The organism is Pseudomonas sp. NFACC25 (assembly GCF_900100935.1).
Taxonomy (GTDB): Bacteria; Pseudomonadota; Gammaproteobacteria; order Pseudomonadales; family Pseudomonadaceae; genus Aquipseudomonas; species Aquipseudomonas marginalis.
This window is the reverse complement of record NZ_FMUC01000007.1, coordinates 62,130-81,601: the sequence shown is the minus strand read 5'-3', so window position 1 is coordinate 81,601 and position 19,472 is coordinate 62,130. Positions and strand designations below refer to the sequence as shown.

The following is a 19,472-nucleotide window of genomic DNA, read 5'->3' as shown; positions in this document are numbered from 1 at the left end:
GGCAGGGCTGGGGCTTCTGAAAAAGCAAGGCGTTGAACGGCGCGCAGGAGGGTGCCACTGACAGCTCGCGGCCCCTCGTGGTTAACGCGACATTTTCCTCCATTCCCGTCACAATGCCCGCGCCAACGGAACTTGCCGAGATTGACGCGACTCATTAGAGAATGGTCTTTCAACCGCTAAAGACCTGCACCTCCATTTTTTCGGGAACCCTCATTATGTCCGCAGCCCCCTCCACCCTCCTTGTCGTCGAAGACGATGCCATCGTGCGCATGTTGATCGTTGATGTGCTCGAAGAGTTGGAGTTCCTGGTGCTTGAAGCTGCAGACGCTGAAGAAGCCTTGAAAATTGTCGAAAATGCCGCGCAGCACATCGACCTGATGATGACCGACGTCGGCCTGCCGGACATGGACGGCAAGCAATTGGCAGCCAAGGTGCGAGCGTTGCGCCCCAGCCTGCCGATCCTGTTTGCCAGCGGCTATGCCGAGAACATCGATGTGCCCGCCGGCATGCAGGTGATCGCCAAGCCGTTCTCCATCGATCAATTGCGCGACAAAGTCAAATCGATGCTGCCTGCCGCCTGACCCCCCCCCCCTCTTTTACACAATGCCGCCCATCGAGGCGGCTATTTGTGCGTCTTTACCCACAGGTTCAAGCCGCCGTACGGATCGGCATTGATGAGTTCGCATAATTCGCAGGGATTAACGTGACGTTCGGGAAATAAAACAGGAAACTCATCGCCTTTATTCCCCGTCAGTCAAACGCACTTTGGAAGGACGCGACAACATGATTGGAAAACCGACGCGCCTGCTGTTGGCGAGCCTCTCGATACTCATGAGTACCGGCGCCTGGGCCGACTTTACCGCCACCCCCAGCGAAGCCCGGGCCATCGCCAAGGAAGCCTACCTGTATGGCTACCCGGTGGTGGAGATGTACAAGACGCTCTACACCCAGGCCGTCGACAAGGGCGGTGCCAACTTCAAGGCACCGTTCAACCACATCGGCAACACTGCCCAGATCGTCACTCCCAAGGACACCGCCTTCGCCACCCCGAACCTGGACACGCCCTACTCCTTCGTCTGGCTGGACCTGCGCAGCGAGCCCCAGGTCCTGACACTGCCCAGGATCGAAGACAACCGTTATTACTCGGTGCAGTTGATCGATCTCTACACGCAGAACATCGCCTACCTGGGCACCCGCAGCACCGGCAACAACGGCGGCCACTACATGATCGCCGGCCCTGACTGGAAAGGTCAGCAGCCGGTCAACGTGGACCGGGTGGTGTACAGCGAAAGCAACATCGCCTACGCCCTCTACCGTACGCAGTTGTTCGACGAGAAGGACCTGAACAAGGTCAAGCAGATCCAGAACGGCTACAAAGTGCAGTCACTGAGCAGCTACGTGAAGCAAGCCGCGCCGGCCAAGGCTCCGAAAGTGGAGTGGCCCAAGCCCATGGCGACCATGACCGAAGGCCCGCAACTGTTTCGCTACCTGAACTTCATGCTGGCCTTCGCCGCGCCCCAGGACAGCGAGAAAGACCTGCTGGCGCGCTTCGCCAAGATCGGTATCGCCCCAGGCGCGCCCTTCAAGGTCAAGGCGTTGACCGCTGAACAGCGCAAGGCCCTGGAAGACGGTATCTCCGATGCCCGCGCCGAGTTTGCCGCGTTCAAAAAGGACAAGGTCGACACGCATCAGGTCTCCAGTGCCGATTTGTACGGCAGCCGCGACCACCTGAACAACAATTACCTGTACCGCTACGCCGGTGCGGACATGGGGGTTTTCGGTAACTCCGGCGATGAGGTCGCGTACCTGAGCTACGTCATCGACAGCGAGGGCAAGCCTGCCAACGGCGCACGCCACAGCTACACCGTGCATTTCGCCAAGGACCAGTTGCCACCGGCCGATGCGTTCTGGTCGCTGACCATGTACGACGCCAAGACCAAGCAACTGGTGCCCAACCACAAGAAACGCTACCTGATCAACTCGCACATGCTGTCCGGCCTCAAGCGCGACGCCGATGGCGGCCTGACCCTGGCCCTGCAGCACCACGAGCCGCCTAAAGCCGAGCAGAGCAACTGGTTGCCGGCCCCACCCGGTCCGTTCTACGCAATCCTGCGGATTTACCTGCCCACGCCTGAGGTGGGTAACGGCCAGTGGAAGCTGCCGCCGTTGACGCCGCTTAAGTAACACCACGTGCCCGGTCGCCGCAGGGCTGGACCGGGCCAGTCCTACCGCGAGCCCTACCCCCTACTACCGCTGGTTTATCAACCCGTAAAACAGGTAATGTGCGCGCGATTGCCTACGGAGTTGCACTGCACATGACTTGCTGGAATGTCCTCGGCCTGGCCCCGGATGCCGATAGCCGCGCGATCAAGCGCCAATACGCCGCCCTGCTGAAGAAAACCCGGCCGGATGATGACCCCGAGGGTTTCCAGCGCCTGCGCGAAGCCTATGAGGCCGCACTGGCGTGGAGCCAGAGCCTGCAGGAAGTCGACGAAGTGATCATCGACATCCGGGGCGACAGCCTTGCCGACCACTACCAGGCGGCCATGGCCCATGGCAATGCGCTGCACTTTGAAATCCAGCTGTTGTTGCGCGACATCGAGGGGCATCTCAACCCCGAAGACACCCGCTGGGCCTTTGAAACCTTCAACTGGCTGACGGCCTGGCAGCGCCTGGAGTTGCCCGGCGAGCTGATCGAAAGACTCGAGCGCAAGCACCGCAGCGCCTTGCAGCAACCCTTGCGCCAGGCCCTTGAGCAAAAGGACGAGGCTGCGTTCCTGGCTGCCTATGCCGCGCGCTCCGAGCATCCCTGGGTGAACAATCACCCGCATGCCGAGTGGTTCAACCAATGGCTGGCCCGCCTGCTTGCGCAGAGTCACTACTGGTCGAGCGCGGTGTTCGACGCGGTGTGCGCCGGCCAGCACTGGCATGGCGGCGCCGGTCATGACTGCCCGGCGGGGGATTGGGCGCGGCTGTTGCAACGCCAGCAAGGCCCGGTCTTCATGGCACGTCAACGGGCACTGGCCACCGAAGCGCCCAACAGCCCGCAACAACGTGCCGCCCGGCTGCTATTGGCACCGATGAGCCTGGGGCAGCGCCGTGCCTTCGCCCAACGCTTCGATGAACATGACTGGAAAGCTTGCCAGGCACTCAGCGCAGATATCTACGCCGACCATGTGGCCGAAGCCGAAGCGATGCCCGGCGGTACCGTGTATTTCTGGCAAGGCTGGGACACGACCATGGACACCTGGCCCTGGATTGTCGCATTGGTGTTGAGCTGCCTGGTGGGCGTGCTGGTGAATGCCGAGCCCCTGGCCGGCAATGTGCTGCCGACCTTGGGCTACGGCCTGCTGTGGGCGTTGAGCGCCGTGATAGGCGCGGGATTGGCTTGGCAGGTCTGGCGCCCGCTGGCTCATCAGTACCGCGTGCTCGATGAACGATTCAGTGAGCGCCTGCCGCGCTGGTTCAGCCCTACTCACCTGCCGTTGCTGCCGATACGGGACCTGCTGCCAGGGCTGATCCTTGCCGCAGCGCTGGGTTACGCGTTCGGCCCGTTTGCCAGCCTGGCGCTGGTCGCGACCCTGGCGGTTATCGGCGTCATCAAGCGGCCCTTCATGAACAGCCACCCCCCCTGGACCGCCCGCCACCCACGCTGGACGGCCCTGGGCATGGTGCTGTTGGTCACCAGTGGGATTGTGCTGTACGCCGGCTTGACGGTGCTCGACAACCAGCAACACGTGACCCGTAACCAGGGCCTGCAACAGTGGCCCGAACGCCTGTGCAGCCGCATGCCTCGCACCGCCCCCGACTGTCAGGCGCCCGCCACCCAGGCACAGTGGTATGGCCAGGAGGCCGCGCAATGAATCCGAAATGGTTGTTACCCATCAGCCTGGTATTGGGCCTGGGATTGCTCGGTGTGGCCGGCGCCACCAAACCGCTGCAACGCGTGCAATTATGGCTCGACCAACGGGACAGCCCTGCCACCGCGACGGCCAGCGCACTGGCGCCGATCATTGACTGCGTGAACCGCATTGATCGCGATACGCGCCTGGCGTACTACCGTATGCGTTCGACACAGCCCGAAGCGCCCACCCAGGATAAGTTTGGCGACCGTGACGAGCCCGAGCCACGCCTTATCCAGGCGGCGGTCTGTTCGCAGCTGTACACACTCAAACTAGAGCGCCAGCAGCCCGGAAGCCACCTCGGTACTCTCGCCACGGTGTATGCCGACAAGCTGAATAAATTCACCTCGCTGGCGGACATGGTTGACCCGATACAAACCGAAGGTATGCCGTCGAACATGCGCCAGTTTGTGGCGCAGGCCATGAACAAGAGTCTGGAAGGGAAACTGGCTCAGCGGGGCGAAGAATACCTGAGGGCATCCGCCGAGTTACGCACCCAGTTGGAAAACGAAGACATCCATCTGCGTCCGGTACAACTGGCGCGAATCGAATCGCGCTTCGGCCGGGACCTGCATTGGCACCTGCTCAACCATATGATCGCGGCTCGCCAGGCGATGAACCAGATTGACCAGGGTGTACGCGACGCCAGCCTGACGCCCCAGCAACTGCTCAGTTTGACCGAGACGCTGCAACAGGCCAGCGATGCCAGCAAGGCCTTCCTGGTTAAAATGCCACGCAGCAAACGGGAGGATGAGGCTACTCACCTCTGGTATGCCACCCGCTCGTCAGCCGACGCGTACCTCCAGGCGTTGCGCACCCTGCATCGGGACTGGCGGGAACACGCCCCACCACAGCAACTGAGTGATGACTACTACCTCATCACCCGTCGCTACGACGCCCTGCTCAGCTACTACAACAAACCCGCCAGGAATGCGTTCTAGTCCCTAGTGTTTTTTCAGCTTCACATACGACTGATGCAGGTCCGACGCCCAGTCATCGATCACGCCTTTCACGTCATCGGCCTTCATCACCTGCGAGTCGTTGGACAGCGGCTTGCCCGTGCCCTTGCGCACCACTTGGGCGAGCACCTTGCCGTTGGCGCCGTCGAGGAACTGCGCCTCGGTGCCCAGGGTGGTTTCCTGGTCGCGGATGCCGGTGCCGGTACTCACCGCTGCCGCCACCAGGGCCACCGGCACGAATTCATAGGGTTTGAGGCCTTCGGTCTTGCTGCTGACGGCGGTGATCGCCGCACGTACCACCATCACACCGGGACCGGGCCCGTTGGCCAGGGGCAGTGATTTGCCCAGCTCACGCTTGAGCGCCTGGTTGAAGTAGGTGTTGATACCATTGAGGGTGCTTTCGGGGATTTTCGTGGTGGCCTGGGGCTTGGGGTAGAACTGCGTCGGTTCGATATACACCGCGGTATAGCGGCTCAGGTCGAGTTGGGGGTCTACCCAGCGCATCACCTCGACCCCCGAAGGCGACTTGGCTTCCTTGAGTTGGCTGTAGTCGGACAGAAAGCCTGAATACTCGTCCGGTTGGGTGACCTTGCTGGCGCAGCCGGCCATTGCGATGGAGGCCACGCACAGCGTACTGATCATTAGCCTTAGTTTCATCATTGAACTCCCTGGCGATCATCATCGAAACATGGAGCTGTAGGTATAGCCAATCCTGGGCAAAAAATGCGTATTTCCACCCAGTGTTTGACACACCGGCGTCCCCCATCGACGTTGCGCGAAGCGGGAGCCCCTCAGCCGCGTTCGCGCGGAATCAGACTCTGCAACTGCGAGGCCAGGAAATTGGCGTCGAAGCCAAAGGTGTCCGGGTCTTTGAGGCCATTGGTTTTCTTCCACAGCCAGTCGTTTTTGTCGGCCGGCAGCACCAGCGACACGCTGCCGTGGCGGGCAGCGGTCAAGCCCATCACCGAGAGCGAGATCACGCCGCCCACGCCCATGACTTCAGGCACGAACTCCACGGTCTTGCCGGTGATCTGCACCAGCAGCTTTTCGGTCTTGAAGGTCGAGGTCTCCACCGGCACGCCCGGCCCGCTGGCGACATAGGCTTCACGGTGCACCTCCAGCAGGCCGACAGTCTTGACCGGCTCCAGCCATTGCTCGATCTGCCCGAACAGCTCGTCGAGCTTGTGCGTCCAGCGCGCCGACTGCACATCGAACTGTTGCTTCTTGTGCGCTTCGCTATCGGCGTAATGACGAAGCATCTCGCCCAGTTGCTGTACATCGTCCATTGCGGATTTCCTTGGGTGTGCCAGGTTGCGATGCCGGATCATGGCAGATGCGGCCACTCACCGTACGATTAACGCTGACAGGCCTGTGGGCGTGCCTGTCGACTGATCCGCTGTAATGAGCTTTTTCTGAGCCTGTTTTGTTTTTCCCGCGTTTCCTACAGTGCCCGCCACTTGGAACCGTGGGAGGACTGAGCATGAGCACAGCAACAACCGGGCAGGCCTATAACTATAAAGTCGTCCGTCAATTCGTGATCGCCACCCTTGTGTGGGGCGTGGTGGGCATGGCCATGGGCGTGTGGATCGCCTCGCAACTGGTCTGGCCGCAGATGAACCTGGACCTGCCCTGGACCACGTTCGGCCGGTTGCGGCCTTTGCACACCAGCCTGGTGATCTTTGGCTTCGCCGGCAGTGCGCAATTTGCCGCCAGTTACTATGCGGTGCAAAGGACCTGCCAGGTGCGCCTGTTTTCCGACCGCCTGGCTGCGTTTACCTTCTGGGGCTGGCAGTCGGTGATCGTGATCATGCTGGTCAGCCTGCCCCTGGGCTACACCACCACCAAGGAATACGCCGAGATCGAGTTTTCCGGCGCGGTGTGGATGACCGTGGTGTGGGTGGCCTACGCCATTGTGTTCTTCACCACGGTGGTAAGGCGCAAGACCCAACATATCTACGTGGGCAACTGGTTTTTCGGCGCGTTTATCCTGGTGATCGCCATGTTGCACGTGGTCAATCACCTGGCGATCCCGGTGGATTGGTTCAAGTCCTACCCGGTGTATTCCGGCGCGACCGATGCCATGGTGCAGTGGTGGTACGGGCATAACGCCGTGGGCTTTTTCCTGACCACCGGTTTCCTGGGGATGATGTATTACTTCGTGCCCAAGCAGGTGGGCCGGCCGGTGTACTCCTATCGCCTGTCCATCGTGCACTTCTGGGCGCTGATCACCCTGTACATCTGGGCCGGCCCGCACCATTTGCACTACACCGCCTTGCCCGATTGGGCGCAGTCACTGGGCATGGCGATGTCGCTGATCCTGCTGGCCCCGAGCTGGGGCGGCATGATCAACGGCATGATGACCTTGTCGGGGGCCTGGCATCAGTTGCGCACCGACCCGATCCTGCGTTTCCTGGTGCTGTCCCTGGCGTTCTATGGCATGTCGACCTTCGAAGGCCCGATGATGGCGATCAAGACCGTCAACGCCCTCTCCCACTACACCGACTGGACCATCGGCCACGTACACGCCGGCGCCCTGGGCTGGGTGGCGATGATCACCTTTGGCTCGCTGTACCACATGATCCCCAAGGTCTTCGGCCGCGAGCAGATGCACAGCGTGGCGCTGATCAACCTGCACTTCTGGCTGGCGACCATCGGCACGGTGCTGTACATCGCCTCGATGTGGGTCAACGGCATTACCCAAGGCCTGATGTGGCGAGCGGTGAACGACGACGGCACCCTCACCTACTCGTTTGTCGAAGCCTTGCAGGCCAGCCATCCGGGGTTTGTGGTGCGGTTTGCCGGCGGCGTGTTTTTCCTCACGGGCATGTTGCTGATGGCCTACAACACGTGGCGCACGGTGCGGGTCGCAGACTTGAGCGTGGCCCGGCTCGATGCGCGGATCGCCTGATATGTGGAGCGTGCTGATCGTGGTGTGCCTGTACGCTGCGGTGGAGTATTGCCTGCGCGGGCAGACCGAGACGAGCCTGGACGAAGCCAGCATGTTGCCGTTCGCCGACGACCCGGAGGTGGCGCGGCGCGTGGAGCAGGCCACGGGTAAACCCATCCACGCCATTGCCGCGGAGCAACCCCGGCCGGGATGGGTCAACCTGGACATGTGAAACTGCTCCGGTCATTTGGCGGGTAACTGCGTATGACTATTCAGCGGCCGATGGGTAAGGTGAAGCGACTTTCCCTGTCAGGAGCATCGCATGCGCACCATCGGCCTTATCGGCGGCATGAGCTGGGAGTCCAGCGCCGAGTACTACCGCATCATCAATCAGCGCGTGCGTGACCAGCTCGGCCCGCTGCGCTCGGCCCAGGTGTTGATGTACAGCGTGGACTTCGGCCCGGTGGAACAGGCCCAGCACGCCGGGCGCTGGGATGACACCGCGCTGATCCTGGAAGACGCCGCGCGCCGTTTGCAGGCCGGCGGCGCCGAGTGTGTGGTGCTGTGTACCAACACCATGCATTTGGTGGCGCCGCGTATCGAGGCGGCGGTGTCGATTCCGTTCCTGCATATCGCCGATGCGGCCGCTGCGGCGGCGGTGGCAGCCGGCACCCTGACCGTCGGCTTGCTCGGCACCGCGTTCACCATGGAGCAGGATTTTCTCACGTCGCGCCTGGCCGCCCAGGGCCTCACCGTGCTGGTGCCGGACGCGGAGGAGCGCCGCGCCGTGCACCGGATCATCTATGAGGAGTTGTGCGTCGGCGTGATCAGCGATGCATCACGCCAGGTTTACCTGCGGGTCATCGAGTCCCTGGCCGCACGGGGTGCCCAGGCGGTCATCCTCGGCTGCACGGAAATCAGCCTGCTGGTCAAGCCCGAACACAGCGACCTGCCGCTGCTGGACACCACCGAGCTGCATGCGCAGGCTGCGGTGGCGTTTGCGCTGGAGGGTCAAGCCGACTGGCGCAGGCGTGCCATGCTCAGGGTGTCGACAAACACCCCATCGCGCAGGGCGTAGTCACGCAAGCGCCCTTCGATCTCGAAGCCGAACTTGCGGTACAGGTGGTGCGCGGCTTCGTTGTCGGCGTACACCGTGAGTTCCACCCGGTGCAGGTTCATCCAGTTGTCGGCCACGTCCAGCGCGGCCGTCAACAGCCGCGAGCCTACGCCCTTGCCCTGCCAGGCCGTCGCCACGCCCATGCCGAACGAACCGACATGGGCCTGGCGTACGCGCAGGTACTGTTCCAGGCCCAGTTGGCCGATCACCTCGCCGCCGTGCACCGCCACCAGTTGCAGGCGCCGCTCGTTGTCGGTGACCAGGCGTTTGCGCCAGACATCCACCGACTGGAACGGCATCTGCAGCACCTGCCGGCACACGGCCGGTTCGTTATAGAGCGCCGCCACACCTTCAAGGTGGGCCTCGGTAAAGCGCTGGATCACGATATGGGGCTCAGGTGCGTGCATGGGGTTTCATCCTTTGAAAGACACGTGGCCGGCCAGTGTAGAGGCCATGCCTGCTCCCTGGCTAGGGCGCCGGCACGGTCGTCCATAACGACGGCCAGTCGCCGTAACCGACACCGGTGCAGCGCGGCATGCTATGAAACTCACTGAGCTGGAACGCCTTGCCGTCAAACACCCAGACACCACCGCCGCCACAGTCACCGATGCCGCGCTGCTTGTAGAAATAACTCAAGGTGCCGGTGGCTTCGTCATAGCCCACCGAGCCTTGCAGCGCAGCACCGTCCAACGGCAAGGGCTCAATCTCCAGGGGCGTTTGCGCATAGGGCGCCTGACGCTGGCGGCTGACCACGTCGAACTCACAGTTGTAGGCCGCGCAGTCGTAACGCACCACCGTCATTGCCTGTTGCGCCGTCAGCGCCCCGGCCTTTGCCTCGGGCTCACCCTCCTCCGAGGTCACGGCCTGCACTGCAGCGGCCACCAGCCCGGCCTGTTCCTGCGCGGTCAACGTCGGCGGCGCAGGGAACTTGCGCAACACCGGCGTCGGCAAACGTGGCGGCACCTCACGGGCCGGCGCTTTTCCGGGGCGTGCCAGGGCCGTCACGTTATCCACCCGCCCCTGCACCGCATCCATCAACAGCAGCGAAGCGCTCAGGCCGCTCAGCGACACATGGGCCTGTTCGTCGCCCGGCAATTGCAGGCGCTGGCCATTGCGCAAACGCTGCAACCAGCGACGCGCCGCAGCGTCCTCGATCACACCGTAAGACTGCACCTCGGGATCGCCGCCCTGATCGTCCAGTTCCACATGCAGATCCCGGGTCAGCTCCAGGCCCAGCGGCTGACCGTCCAACAGCAAGGTCGACAGGTCCAGCGCTTCGCCACGGTGGTCGAAGCGCAGGCGCAGATACCCTTCGGAACCGGCCTGATGCCAGATATGCAAGGTCAGGGAGCTGTAGTCTTCTTCATCGACGCCACTGGGCGCGCTGAGGGCATGGCAATTGCGCAGGTTGTCGCACCCGGTGACCCAGTTCTTGATTTCCCGCAGCAGCGGTACGGTTTCAGCGGGCGGTTGAGCGAAGGCCTGGGTGGCGCTGCCGGTCAGCAGCAGGGCCAGGAGTACGGGGCGCAGCATGGGGACTCTCCGTGTCGAAAAATGACGCGGATTGTCCCATGTTCACTATTTAAGACGGTAGTACTCAGGGCCTGGCTTGGCCGCGAACACGGGCTGCGTACTTTTCGAGACGTTGTGCGTGACGTTCGGCCTGTTGCTTGAGTGCCTGGCAGTATTCGGGGAGGCAATGCTGGGCATCGGGTGAGTCGACTTCGTCTGCCAGGCGCCGGGCAGCAGCGGCAGTGATCGGAGTGCCGCGTGGTCGCAATCGGCCTCTGATAACGGCGGCCCTATCGTTTACCAGCGTTGGATGGTTGAGTTTAAGGACCTCGACGGTGGCAACAGCGTCAGGCGTCAGACCTTCTACGTAGCCATCACTGGAATATCGAAACTGGCGCTCGACATTGGCTGACAACGGAGAAACGAAGGGCTTTCGGGCCACGTCGTAGTCGGCTTTTTCCACGGCACCATAACCACAAGCCATCTTGGTTTGGCTGGAGGGGTAACACGCCACCAAATTGTCGTAGGCGATGCTGTCAGCCTCGTGATGCGTTTGTGCAAGGACATGCTCAATGTGGCAGCTGAATTGTGTGCCCTGTCCCTTTGCCTGGCATTCGGTCGCAGTGGGCAACCGCCGCAAGGTGTAGGCGCATAAATGGAACTGCTCCTTCAAGAGCGCCTGGCGAACGGACTCGCTCGGAAAGCTGCTTCCCTTGCCGTAGTAAAGGTTATGCGGCGTATTGCGGTTTTCTCTTTTCCATTCAATCAGCGCCCGTGGCTCGGCGCCTTTTTTGATAGACCTCACGCGCCGCCCTCTTCTAGCGACCTCAGAGAGTCAATACTGGCTTGGGCTTCAAGGACATCAGGGATTTTGCCGACCTGCTCGCGCAATTTCGCGAGTTTAGCCTGGGCGGATTCAAGATTGTCGTCGTCGAGGTCACGGTAGATTGTTCTGAGTTGCTGGCTGACGTTTTGGTTTTGGGCCAATTCCCCCATCAGTTCCTCTATGACCTCACCACTTCGGAGGCCCAGTGAGCGCTCCGGATGACCGATATACTTGCCTTCCTTGAGCAGCATCACCGCCTCAGCAGGAAGTTCACCCAATATTTGCGGAGAGTGAGTGGTGATAATGAATTGGCAGTTGGGAAAGGTTTTTTCCAGGTTGGCGACGACGGTGCGTTGCCAACCCGGGTGAAGGTGAAGGTCCAGTTCGTCGATAAGGACAACACCCTTTCCCTCTAAAGGGTCAAGTACTTCACAATTAAGCAATGTAAGTCGGCGGGCAAGGTCTCCGACCAATGCCAAGAGACATTTCTCTCCATCCGAAAGCTGCAACACGTTGAATTCAAGGTTGCCTTTTAGGACGGTCATTCTCAATGCTGGCTTGCGGCGAATCCGGACATCCTTGAATCCAGTAAAGGTTTCAATGGCCCGGCGAACAACGGAAAGCGCAGGGTCTCGATAGCCCGGGGTATCCCGGCTGTTTTCATTCTCCAAGTCTTCTTGATTGCGGAACCAGATAAAGAACCGTTTGAAGTCGGCGCCGCCATGCCCTAGCGCGTCGTCATAACCTTCAGCAATAGCATTCTCCAGACGTTCGCGGACGCGTAAGGGTACGTCTAGCACCGCTCGATGAACGTCATAGTAAACGGCCAAAGGCAATTCTATTGGTCCGCCACCCTCAAACTCGCGCTGATTGATGCCATATTCAACGCCATCAGCAGCGTCATTCAACCGAAACAAATCACTGCTGCGCTCACGTGGATGTTTGCCGGCTTTTCGATTCAGGGCAATTGCCCAATCTACATCGTAGTTTTCAAACAGCTTTGTCTCGACGTGCAAGCGTGTGTATTCGGCCCCAACTTTGATGTCGTCTTTCGAGATCGTTCTTGATTTAGAAGGTTGACCAACCATACGTGCCGTCAAATTCGAAAGCGTAATCGCCAACGCATCCAGAATCGAAGACTTGCCCACCCCATTGACGCCCACCAAAGCGACAGTCTTCTTACCCTCGAAGTCGAGTTCCATGTGCTCGATGCCGCGAAAATTGACGAGAGTAAAACGCTTGATCTGCATGATCGGCTTCCAACGTGCCCGGCCAGGTCAGCCAGTCTTCAAAGTAAGCACGGATCATAGTAATTATCGACAGATCTGTCACGACGCCAAGGGCTGCCTCTATCAGCCCTGCGCAGCCACACGCCACACCCGCGCAATATCAGCCGCGCGCTCGCGCAGCAAACGCGGTGCCTCACTGCAGGCCTGCTCCAGGCTCATCGGGCCGCTTGGCAAGGCAAACGCCGCCTCCACGCCATGGGCATACATCTGCTCGTAGCCGTCGCCCAGGGTGCCGGCGATGACGATCACCGGAACGCCATGTTGCCGGGCGATGCGGGCCACGCCGAAGGGGGTTTTGCCGCGCAGGGTCTGGGCATCGAAGCGGCCTTCGCCGGTGATGACCAGGTCGGCGCCGCGTACGGCGTCGTCAAGGCCCACCAGTTCGGCAACGACTTCCACTCCCGCGCGGAACTGCGCGCCGAGGAACGCCTTGGCGGCAAAACCCAGGCCGCCGGCGGCGCCGCCGCCGGGCTCGTCGCGCACGTCCTTGGGCAGGACGTTAGCGCAGTGATCGGCGAAGTGGCCGAGGGCGGCGTCCAGTTGTTGCACCTGCTCGGGGTTGGCGCCTTTTTGCGGGCCGAATATCGCCGAGGCGCCGTGGGGGCCGCACAGCGGGTTGTTCACATCGGCGGCGATTTCAAAGCGTACCTGGGCCAGGCGCGGGTCGAGTTTTTCCAGGTTGATACGTGCCAGCCGTGACAAGGCCAGGCCTCCGGGTGGCAAGGCCTGTTCCGCAGCGTCGAACAGTTGCACACCCAGGGCTTGCATCGCCCCCGCGCCGGCGTCGTTGGTGGCGCTGCCGCCAATCGCCAGGATGATGCGCCGGGCCCCCAGGTCCAGGGCCGCGCGAATCAGCTCGCCGGTGCCGTAGGTGCTGCTGGTGCACGCATCGCGCTGGCCTGGCGCTACCAATTGCAGGCCGCTGGCTTCGGCCATTTCGATGATCGCGGTGTGGCTGTCGGCCAACCAGCCCCAACGTGCTTCAACCGTACCGCCCAGCGGGCCACGTACCGCCTGGCGGCGCAATTGGCCGTTACAGGCGGCGAGCACCGCGTCCACCGTACCTTCACCACCGTCCGCCATCGGGCACTGGATCAGCTGTGCGTCCGGCCAGACTTGCGCCAACCCTGCGGCAATGGCCTGGGCGACGCCCTCGGCACTCAGGCTGTCCTTGAACGAGTCGGGGGCGATGATGATTTTCATGGGCTTTCTCCGGTTTTTATCACGCCCATGCTGCCAGTTGGCACCGCCGCTGACGCCGGTCCGATGCACAAGTACGGGTAAGGTTTGTTGTTCATTCCGACAAAGCCTGGGGCAGCAGCTGCACGCCGAGGTACAGCGCCAGCATGCCATCCAGGGTCAACGGGTCGACGCCGCTGAGTTCGGCGATGCGCTCCATACGATAACGCAGACTGTTGCGGTGAATGCCGAGGGCGTCGGCACAGGCCTGGCTTTGCCCATCGTGTTCGCACCAACTGCGCAGCGTGGCCAGGAGTTGGCCGTTGCTGTCCTTGGCCAGCACCTTGCGCAAGGGGTTGAGCAGTTCGTCCAGGGCATCGTCGTTGCGATGACGCCAGAGCATCACGGGCAGGCGGTAGCGGTTGAGGGTCAACAGCCGCGAGTGCGGCAGTACATCGCGACCGTAGGCCAGCAAATCGCCGACGCGACGATAGCAACGGCGCAATCCGGCCAGGCCATCCGCCTGGCCGCCGACGGCCACCCGCAGGATGTTCCAGCCCAGGCCCTGGAGCTTTTCCAGCAACCGTGGATTGTCCACCTGCTGCGCCGCCGGTCGGCACCACAGCAGCGAGAATTGCGCCGAGCTCACGCACCAACTGTCCGGGTAGCGCGAGGTCAGCCAGGTGTTCAAGGCCTCCGCCGATTGGCCCGCCCCCAGTTCGAACAGGTACGGCGTGCGTGCCAGCTGCGGCTTGAGGCCCAATTGCTGGGCTTCGTCGACCAGGCGTGGTGAGTCGCCGCTGTCGGCGAGGAGCAACGCCAACAGATCATCGCAACGCTGGCGTCGCCATTGCTGCTCGGCTTGCTGATGACGATGGCTGACGAGCATTTCGGCGGTCATGCGCACCAATTCGGCATAGGTGCGCAACAGCTCGGGCTCGCCGGTGATGCCCAGTACGCCAATCAGGCGCTGATCGTGCATCAGCGGCAGGTTGATGCCCGGCTGCACGCCCTTGAGGTGCTTGGCAGTCTGCCCGTCGATCTCGACCACGCGACCGTTGGCCAGCACCAATTGTGCACCTTCGTGGCGGGTGTTGATGCGCTCGGGTTCGCCGCTGCCGAGGATCAGGCCCTGGCTGTCCATGACGTTGACGTTATAGGGCAGGATCGCCATGGTGCGATTGACGATATCCTGCGCCAGGTCATGATCCAGCTCGAACATGCGGCCATCTCCTTGAAAGAAAGTCCTTGAAAGCGTGGTTGTTCATCGGCACAGCGCAAAGCATGCATCACTGTGCGCAAGCACAAAGACAGCACCCCGCCACCTGGCCGAGACTCATTGGGCGATCAACGTTACCTTCGCATCGCGAAAAATCATAATAAAGAGAGACTCCCATGTCACAGAGCGCCGCTGTCACACTGGCCACCGATGACGATAAAAACGCCATCTACAAGCGCATTACCCTGCGCCTGATCCCCTTCATTTTCATCTGCTATCTGTTCAACTACCTCGACCGGGTCAACGTTGGCTTTGCCAAGTTGCAGATGCTCGATGCGCTGGAATTCAGCGAAACCGTGTACGGCCTGGGTGCCGGGATCTTCTTTATCGGCTACGTGCTGTGCGGCGTGCCGAGCAACCTGGCGCTGACCAGGTTCGGTCCACGGCGCTGGATTGCCTTGATGATGATCGTCTGGGGCACACTGTCCACCTGCCTGCTGTTCGTCACCACGCCGACGCATTTCTACACCTTGCGCCTGTTTACCGGTGCGGCTGAAGCCGGCTTCTTCCCCGGTGTGGTGCTGTACCTCTCGCAGTGGTTCCCGACGTTCCGCCGTGGGCGGATCATGGCGCTGTTCATGTCGGCGATCCCGGTGTCCGGTTTGCTCGGCAGCCCGTTTTCCGGCTGGATCCTCAACCACTTCGCCGCCGGCCAGGGCGGCCTGGCGGGCTGGCAGTGGATGTTCCTGCTGCAAGGCATCCCGACCGTGATCCTCGGCGCCCTCGCCTACTTCCTGCTCAGCGACAGCTTTGCCCATGCCAAGTGGCTCAAGCCCCACGAACGCGCCGTGCTGGAAGCCGACCAGGCCACCGACCTGGCCAACAAGCCGAAAACCACCACCGATTCACTCGCCGAAGTGTTCAAGAACCCGGCGATCTGGGCGTTCGGCCTGATCTACTTCTGCATTCAGAGTGGCGTATACGCCATCAACTTCTGGCTGCCGTCGATCATCAAGAACCTGGGTTTCAGCGATAACCTGGTAATAGGTTGGCTCAGTGCGATTCCGTATCTGCTGGCAGCGGTGTTCATGTTGCTGGTGGGCCGCTCGGCGGACTTGCGCAAGGAGCGTCGCTGGCACTTGGTGGTGCCGATGCTGATGGGCGCCATCGGCCTGGTGATCGCGGTGAATTTCGCCACCACCCCAGCCATCGCCATCCTCGGCCTGACCATCGCCACCATGGGCGCCCTCACCGGCCTGCCGATGTTCTGGCCGGTACCGACCGCCATGCTCAGCGCGGGCGCAGCCGCTGGCGGCCTGGCGCTGATCAACTCCATGGGCCAGATGGCCGGTTTCCTCAGTCCGTATATCGTCGGTTTTGTGAAGGACGCCACCGGGTCCACGGATATGGCGCTGTACCTGTTGGCGGCGGTGATTGTGGCGGGCAGTGTGCTGGCGTTGCGGATGACGCGGACCTTGAAGGTATAACGCGGTCCATGTGGGAGGAGCGGTGCGACGATTCGACTTGCCCCCTCCCACATTTAGCCTGCGTTTACAGCAGGCCACCGCCGTCGATATCAATGACAGCACCGGTCATGTAGCCATTTTCCATGGCCAGCACATACCCCGCCGCCACTTCCTCGGCCTGCCCCACACGTCCCACCGGCAACGCGCCACCTGCCTTGGCAAACATCGCCAGGCGCTGGTCCTCGGCCAACCCCGCATACGCCGGGGTATCAATCACACCGGGACTCACCACGTTGACGCGACGCGGCGCCAACTCCTTGGCCAACTGCTTGCCCAGGGCTTCAGTGGCGGCGTTGATACCGACTTTGATGAACTGCCCCGGTGCCAATTTGCGCCCCAGTTGCCCGGAGGTCAGGCTGATGCTGCCGTGCTCATCGAGGAAAGGCAGCGCGTGCTGGATCGCCCGCAAGGCACCCCAGAGTTTCACGTTGAAGTTGTCCTGGGCCTCGCCCAGGTCGGTTTCGGCCAGGGCCTTGGCGCGTACCGAGGGGCCGGAGGTGTACACCAGATGGTCAAACCGCCCGACGGTTTCGAACAACCGTTGCAGGGACGCGGCGTCGGTGACGTCCACCGGTTCGCTGCGCAGGCCGTTATCGCGGCCAGACGATAGGCGCCGCCCCGCCAGCACCACCTGGGCACCGCGTGCGGCTGCGGCCTTGGCCACGGCTGCACCGATGCCGCTGCTGCCGCCGATGACGATCACCGTTTTGCCGTTGAGTGAGGAATTCATGGGGAAGTGTCCTGGGTCAGAAAGTGAGCGTTCATCATCCCAGCTTGGCAATCAACGAAAAATCCCGGTAAAACGACAGGATCTTTAAAGGATTTTTACAAATGAGCTCAATCCTCGACCTCGAAGTGTTCGCACGCACCGCCGACACCGGCAGCCTGTCTGCCGCCGCACGCGGGCTCGGCCTGACCCCCGCAGCGGCCAGCATTGCCCTCAAGCGCCTGGAAACCCGCCTGGGTACCCGCCTGCTGGCACGCTCCACCCGCAGCATGCGCCTGACCGAAGAAGGCCGGCGTTACCTCGACAGCGTGCGCGAGGCCCTGGCCGCCTTGGCCGAAGGCGAGCAAGCGCTCAAGCAGCAGAGCCAGGGCCTGACCGGCTTGTTGCAGTTGGCCGCACCCTCGGATTTCGGCCGCAATGTGGTACTGGGCTGGCTGGATGAGTTCAAGCTGGAACACCCGCACATCCGCCTGCAACTACTGCTCAACGACAGCAATGCCGACCTGTTCCGCGACACCGTCGACATCGCCCTGCGCTTCGGCGTCCCACGGGACTCCAGCCTGGTGGCGCTGCCGGTGGTGCCCAATCACCAACGCCTGCCCTGCGCCAGCCCCGACTACCTGGCGCGACACGGCACGCCGTGCACCCCGGCGGAGTTGGCGCAGCACAATACGCTGCGGTACATGCGCCAGGGCCGGGCCAACAGCACCTGGTACTTTCGCCAGGGCACCACGTTGCAGGAAGTCGAAGTGACGGGCGACTACCTGAGCGATGACGGCGAGATTGTGCGGCGCTGGGCACTGGCCGGCCACGGCATTGCCTATAAGGCCAACCTCGACATCGCCCGGGACCTCAAGGCCGGACGGCTGGTGCACCTGTTGCCGGACTGGCAGGGCGAACCCACCCCGTTCAACCTGATGTGCCCGCACCGCCTGCAAGTGTCGGAGCGGGTGAAAGCGCTGCACCGATTTCTGCAAGGGCGTTGCCAGGCCTTGCTGAGTGCATGAAGAAACGCCCCCAGGGCTTGTTCCAGAGCCTGCGAGTCTGGTATTGCATAGGGCACGTCTCACTGCCGCAAGGAGCTTTGCATGATTTACCGCACATTGGGCCAGTCCGGTTTGAAGGTCAGCGCCTTGACCCTGGGCACCATGATGTTTGGCGAACAGACCCACACCGAGGACTCGCTGCGCATCATCGACAAGGCCTGGGACCAGGGCATCAATTTTATCGACACGGCGGATGTCTACACCGGCGGGCGCTCCGAGGAAATCGTCGGCGAGGCCATCGCTCGCCATCGTCAGGATTGGGTGGTGGCGTCGAAAGTCGCCATTGGCCCCACCGAGGGCCTGCCCAACCGCAGTGGCCTGAGCCGCAAGCGCATCTTCAACGCGCTGGAAGCCAGCCTCACCCGCCTCGATACCGACTACCTCGACATCTACTACCTGCACCGCGAAGATCACGACACCCCGCTGGAGGTGACGGTATCAGCCATCGGCGACCTGATTCGCCAGGGCAAGATCCGCTACTGGGGCCTGTCCAACTATCGCGGCTGGCGAATTGCCGAGGTGATCCGCGTCGCCGAGCGCCTGGGCGTGGACAGGCCGGTGATCAGCCAGCCGTTGTACAACATCGTCAACCGCCAGGCTGAAGTCGAACAGATCACCGCCGCTGCCGCGTACGGCCTGGGCGTGGTGCCTTACAGCCCACTGGCCCGCGGCGTGCTCAGCGGCAAGTACGCACCGGACGTGACACCCGAAGCCGGCAGCCGTGCGGCACGCCAGGACAAGCGCATCCTGGAAACCGAATGGCGCGTGGAGTCGTTGCGCATCGCCCAGCAGATCCAGCAATACACCCAGGGCCGTGGCGTGGGCATTGTCGAGTTTGCCATCGCCTGGGTGCTGAACAACGCGGCGGTGAGCTCGGCGATCGTAGGGCCGCGCACCGAGGCGCAGTGGGATGCCTACACCGGCGCGCTGGACGTGAAGATCACGGCTGAGGATGAAGCGTTCATTGATTCGTTGGTAACGCCGGGGCATTCCTCTACGCCAGGGTTCAACGATGTGGGCCATTTTGTCTCGGGCCGGGTGACGCGCGCGTAGGCTGATTGACCAATTAAGGGTTGCGCAGCGGCCTTACTGCGGCGAGCGGCCTTACTGTGGCGAGCGGGCTTGCTGTGGTGAGCGGGCTTGCCCCGCGCTGGGCTGCGCAGCAGCCCTTTAAAGCCGTCGCGTTTTTCCAGGAAAACCTCGTCGCCAGTTATTGGGGCTGCTTCGCAGCCCAGCGCGGGGCAAGCCCGCTCACCACCACCACCACCACCACCACCACCACC

At 62.2% G+C, this 19,472-nt stretch carries 19 protein-coding genes; 10 read left to right on the top strand and 9 right to left on the bottom strand.

The features are described 5' to 3' along the window. Positions 1-215: 215 nt before the first annotated feature. The 4 genes from BLQ09_RS17240 (at position 216) to BLQ09_RS17225 (ending at position 4,843) form a co-directional block, all read left to right on the top strand. Complete coding sequence (locus BLQ09_RS17240) at positions 216-581, top strand: response regulator (protein WP_092357991.1); 366 nt, start codon at positions 216-218, stop codon at positions 579-581. Between the two features lie 202 nt (positions 582-783). After that, entirely contained in the window at positions 784-2,184 is a 1,401-nt protein-coding gene (locus tag BLQ09_RS17235) for a DUF1254 domain-containing protein (RefSeq protein WP_027606558.1), read from the top strand. Between the two features lie 131 nt (positions 2,185-2,315). Then, positions 2,316-3,863 (top strand): J domain-containing protein, encoded by a 1,548-nt coding sequence (locus tag BLQ09_RS17230; protein WP_092357989.1) that lies wholly within the window; start codon positions 2,316-2,318, stop codon positions 3,861-3,863. Next, positions 3,860-4,843, top strand: coding sequence for a DUF3829 domain-containing protein (locus tag BLQ09_RS17225; RefSeq protein WP_092357986.1), 984 nt, complete (start codon positions 3,860-3,862; stop codon positions 4,841-4,843). The genes BLQ09_RS17230 and BLQ09_RS17225 overlap by 4 nt, the downstream gene beginning before the upstream one ends. 3 nt (positions 4,844-4,846) lie before the next feature. Here BLQ09_RS17225 and BLQ09_RS17220 read toward each other — a convergent pair whose 3' ends face one another. Then, the gene (locus tag BLQ09_RS17220; RefSeq protein WP_092357984.1) at positions 4,847-5,518 is read right to left on the bottom strand and encodes a DUF3313 domain-containing protein; all 672 of its coding nucleotides are present in this window, start codon (positions 5,516-5,518) and stop codon (positions 4,847-4,849) included. Between the two features lie 134 nt (positions 5,519-5,652). Then, positions 5,653-6,147: a hypothetical protein gene (locus BLQ09_RS17215; RefSeq protein ID WP_027606562.1), complete on the bottom strand. Its 495-nt coding sequence runs from the start codon at positions 6,145-6,147 to the stop codon at positions 5,653-5,655. Positions 6,148-6,341: 194 nt separating this feature from the next. Here BLQ09_RS17215 and ccoN point away from each other — a divergent pair, with 194 nt between their 5' ends. From ccoN to BLQ09_RS17200, 3 genes are all read left to right on the top strand, one after another. Continuing rightward, positions 6,342-7,769, top strand: a complete 1,428-nt coding sequence (ccoN, locus tag BLQ09_RS17210) for a cytochrome-c oxidase, cbb3-type subunit I (protein ID WP_027606563.1) — start codon at positions 6,342-6,344, stop codon at positions 7,767-7,769. Between the two features lies 1 nt (position 7,770). Further along, complete coding sequence (locus BLQ09_RS17205) at positions 7,771-7,980, top strand: hypothetical protein (protein ID WP_027606564.1); 210 nt, start codon at positions 7,771-7,773, stop codon at positions 7,978-7,980. A 90-nt stretch (positions 7,981-8,070) separates the two neighbouring features. Then, the gene (locus tag BLQ09_RS17200) at positions 8,071-8,826 is read left to right on the top strand and encodes an aspartate/glutamate racemase family protein (protein ID WP_223841589.1); all 756 of its coding nucleotides are present in this window, start codon (positions 8,071-8,073) and stop codon (positions 8,824-8,826) included. Here BLQ09_RS17200 and BLQ09_RS17195 read toward each other — a convergent pair. From BLQ09_RS17195 to BLQ09_RS17170, 6 genes are all read right to left on the bottom strand, one after another. Beyond that, on the bottom strand, positions 8,760-9,272 hold the full coding sequence (locus BLQ09_RS17195) for a GNAT family N-acetyltransferase (RefSeq protein ID WP_027606565.1): 513 nt from the start codon (positions 9,270-9,272) through the stop codon (positions 8,760-8,762). The genes BLQ09_RS17200 and BLQ09_RS17195 overlap by 67 nt on opposite strands. A gap of 61 nt (positions 9,273-9,333) precedes the next feature. Next, positions 9,334-10,398: a DUF1176 domain-containing protein gene (locus BLQ09_RS17190; protein ID WP_027606566.1), complete on the bottom strand. Its 1,065-nt coding sequence runs from the start codon at positions 10,396-10,398 to the stop codon at positions 9,334-9,336. A 64-nt stretch (positions 10,399-10,462) separates the two neighbouring features. Next, entirely contained in the window at positions 10,463-11,182 is a 720-nt protein-coding gene (locus tag BLQ09_RS17185; protein WP_092357982.1) for an HNH endonuclease family protein, read from the bottom strand. Further along, on the bottom strand, positions 11,179-12,453 hold the full coding sequence (locus BLQ09_RS17180; RefSeq protein WP_092357980.1) for an AAA family ATPase: 1,275 nt from the start codon (positions 12,451-12,453) through the stop codon (positions 11,179-11,181). The genes BLQ09_RS17185 and BLQ09_RS17180 overlap by 4 nt, the downstream gene beginning before the upstream one ends. A 102-nt stretch (positions 12,454-12,555) precedes the next feature. Further along, entirely contained in the window at positions 12,556-13,695 is a 1,140-nt protein-coding gene (locus BLQ09_RS17175; RefSeq protein ID WP_092357978.1) for a glycerate kinase, read from the bottom strand. A 91-nt stretch (positions 13,696-13,786) separates the two neighbouring features. Continuing rightward, positions 13,787-14,893, bottom strand: a complete 1,107-nt coding sequence (locus BLQ09_RS17170; RefSeq protein WP_092357976.1) for a sugar diacid recognition domain-containing protein — start codon at positions 14,891-14,893, stop codon at positions 13,787-13,789. A 173-nt stretch (positions 14,894-15,066) separates the two neighbouring features. Here BLQ09_RS17170 and BLQ09_RS17165 point away from each other — a divergent pair, with 173 nt between their 5' ends. Beyond that, positions 15,067-16,377, top strand: a complete 1,311-nt coding sequence (locus tag BLQ09_RS17165) for an MFS transporter (protein WP_027606571.1) — start codon at positions 15,067-15,069, stop codon at positions 16,375-16,377. A gap of 64 nt (positions 16,378-16,441) precedes the next feature. Here the strand turns inward: BLQ09_RS17165 and BLQ09_RS17160 are convergent, their stop codons facing one another. Then, positions 16,442-17,146 (bottom strand): SDR family oxidoreductase, encoded by a 705-nt coding sequence (locus tag BLQ09_RS17160; RefSeq protein WP_027606572.1) that lies wholly within the window; start codon positions 17,144-17,146, stop codon positions 16,442-16,444. Between the two features lie 101 nt (positions 17,147-17,247). Here BLQ09_RS17160 and BLQ09_RS17155 point away from each other — a divergent pair, with 101 nt between their 5' ends. Further along, positions 17,248-18,150 carry a LysR family transcriptional regulator gene (locus tag BLQ09_RS17155; protein ID WP_092357974.1) on the top strand — a complete coding sequence of 301 codons (903 nt, stop codon included), beginning with the start codon at positions 17,248-17,250 and terminating at the stop codon, positions 18,148-18,150. A gap of 81 nt (positions 18,151-18,231) precedes the next feature. Then, positions 18,232-19,242: an aldo/keto reductase gene (locus BLQ09_RS17150; RefSeq protein ID WP_092357972.1), complete on the top strand. Its 1,011-nt coding sequence runs from the start codon at positions 18,232-18,234 to the stop codon at positions 19,240-19,242. The last annotated feature ends 230 nt before the right edge of the window (positions 19,243-19,472 follow it).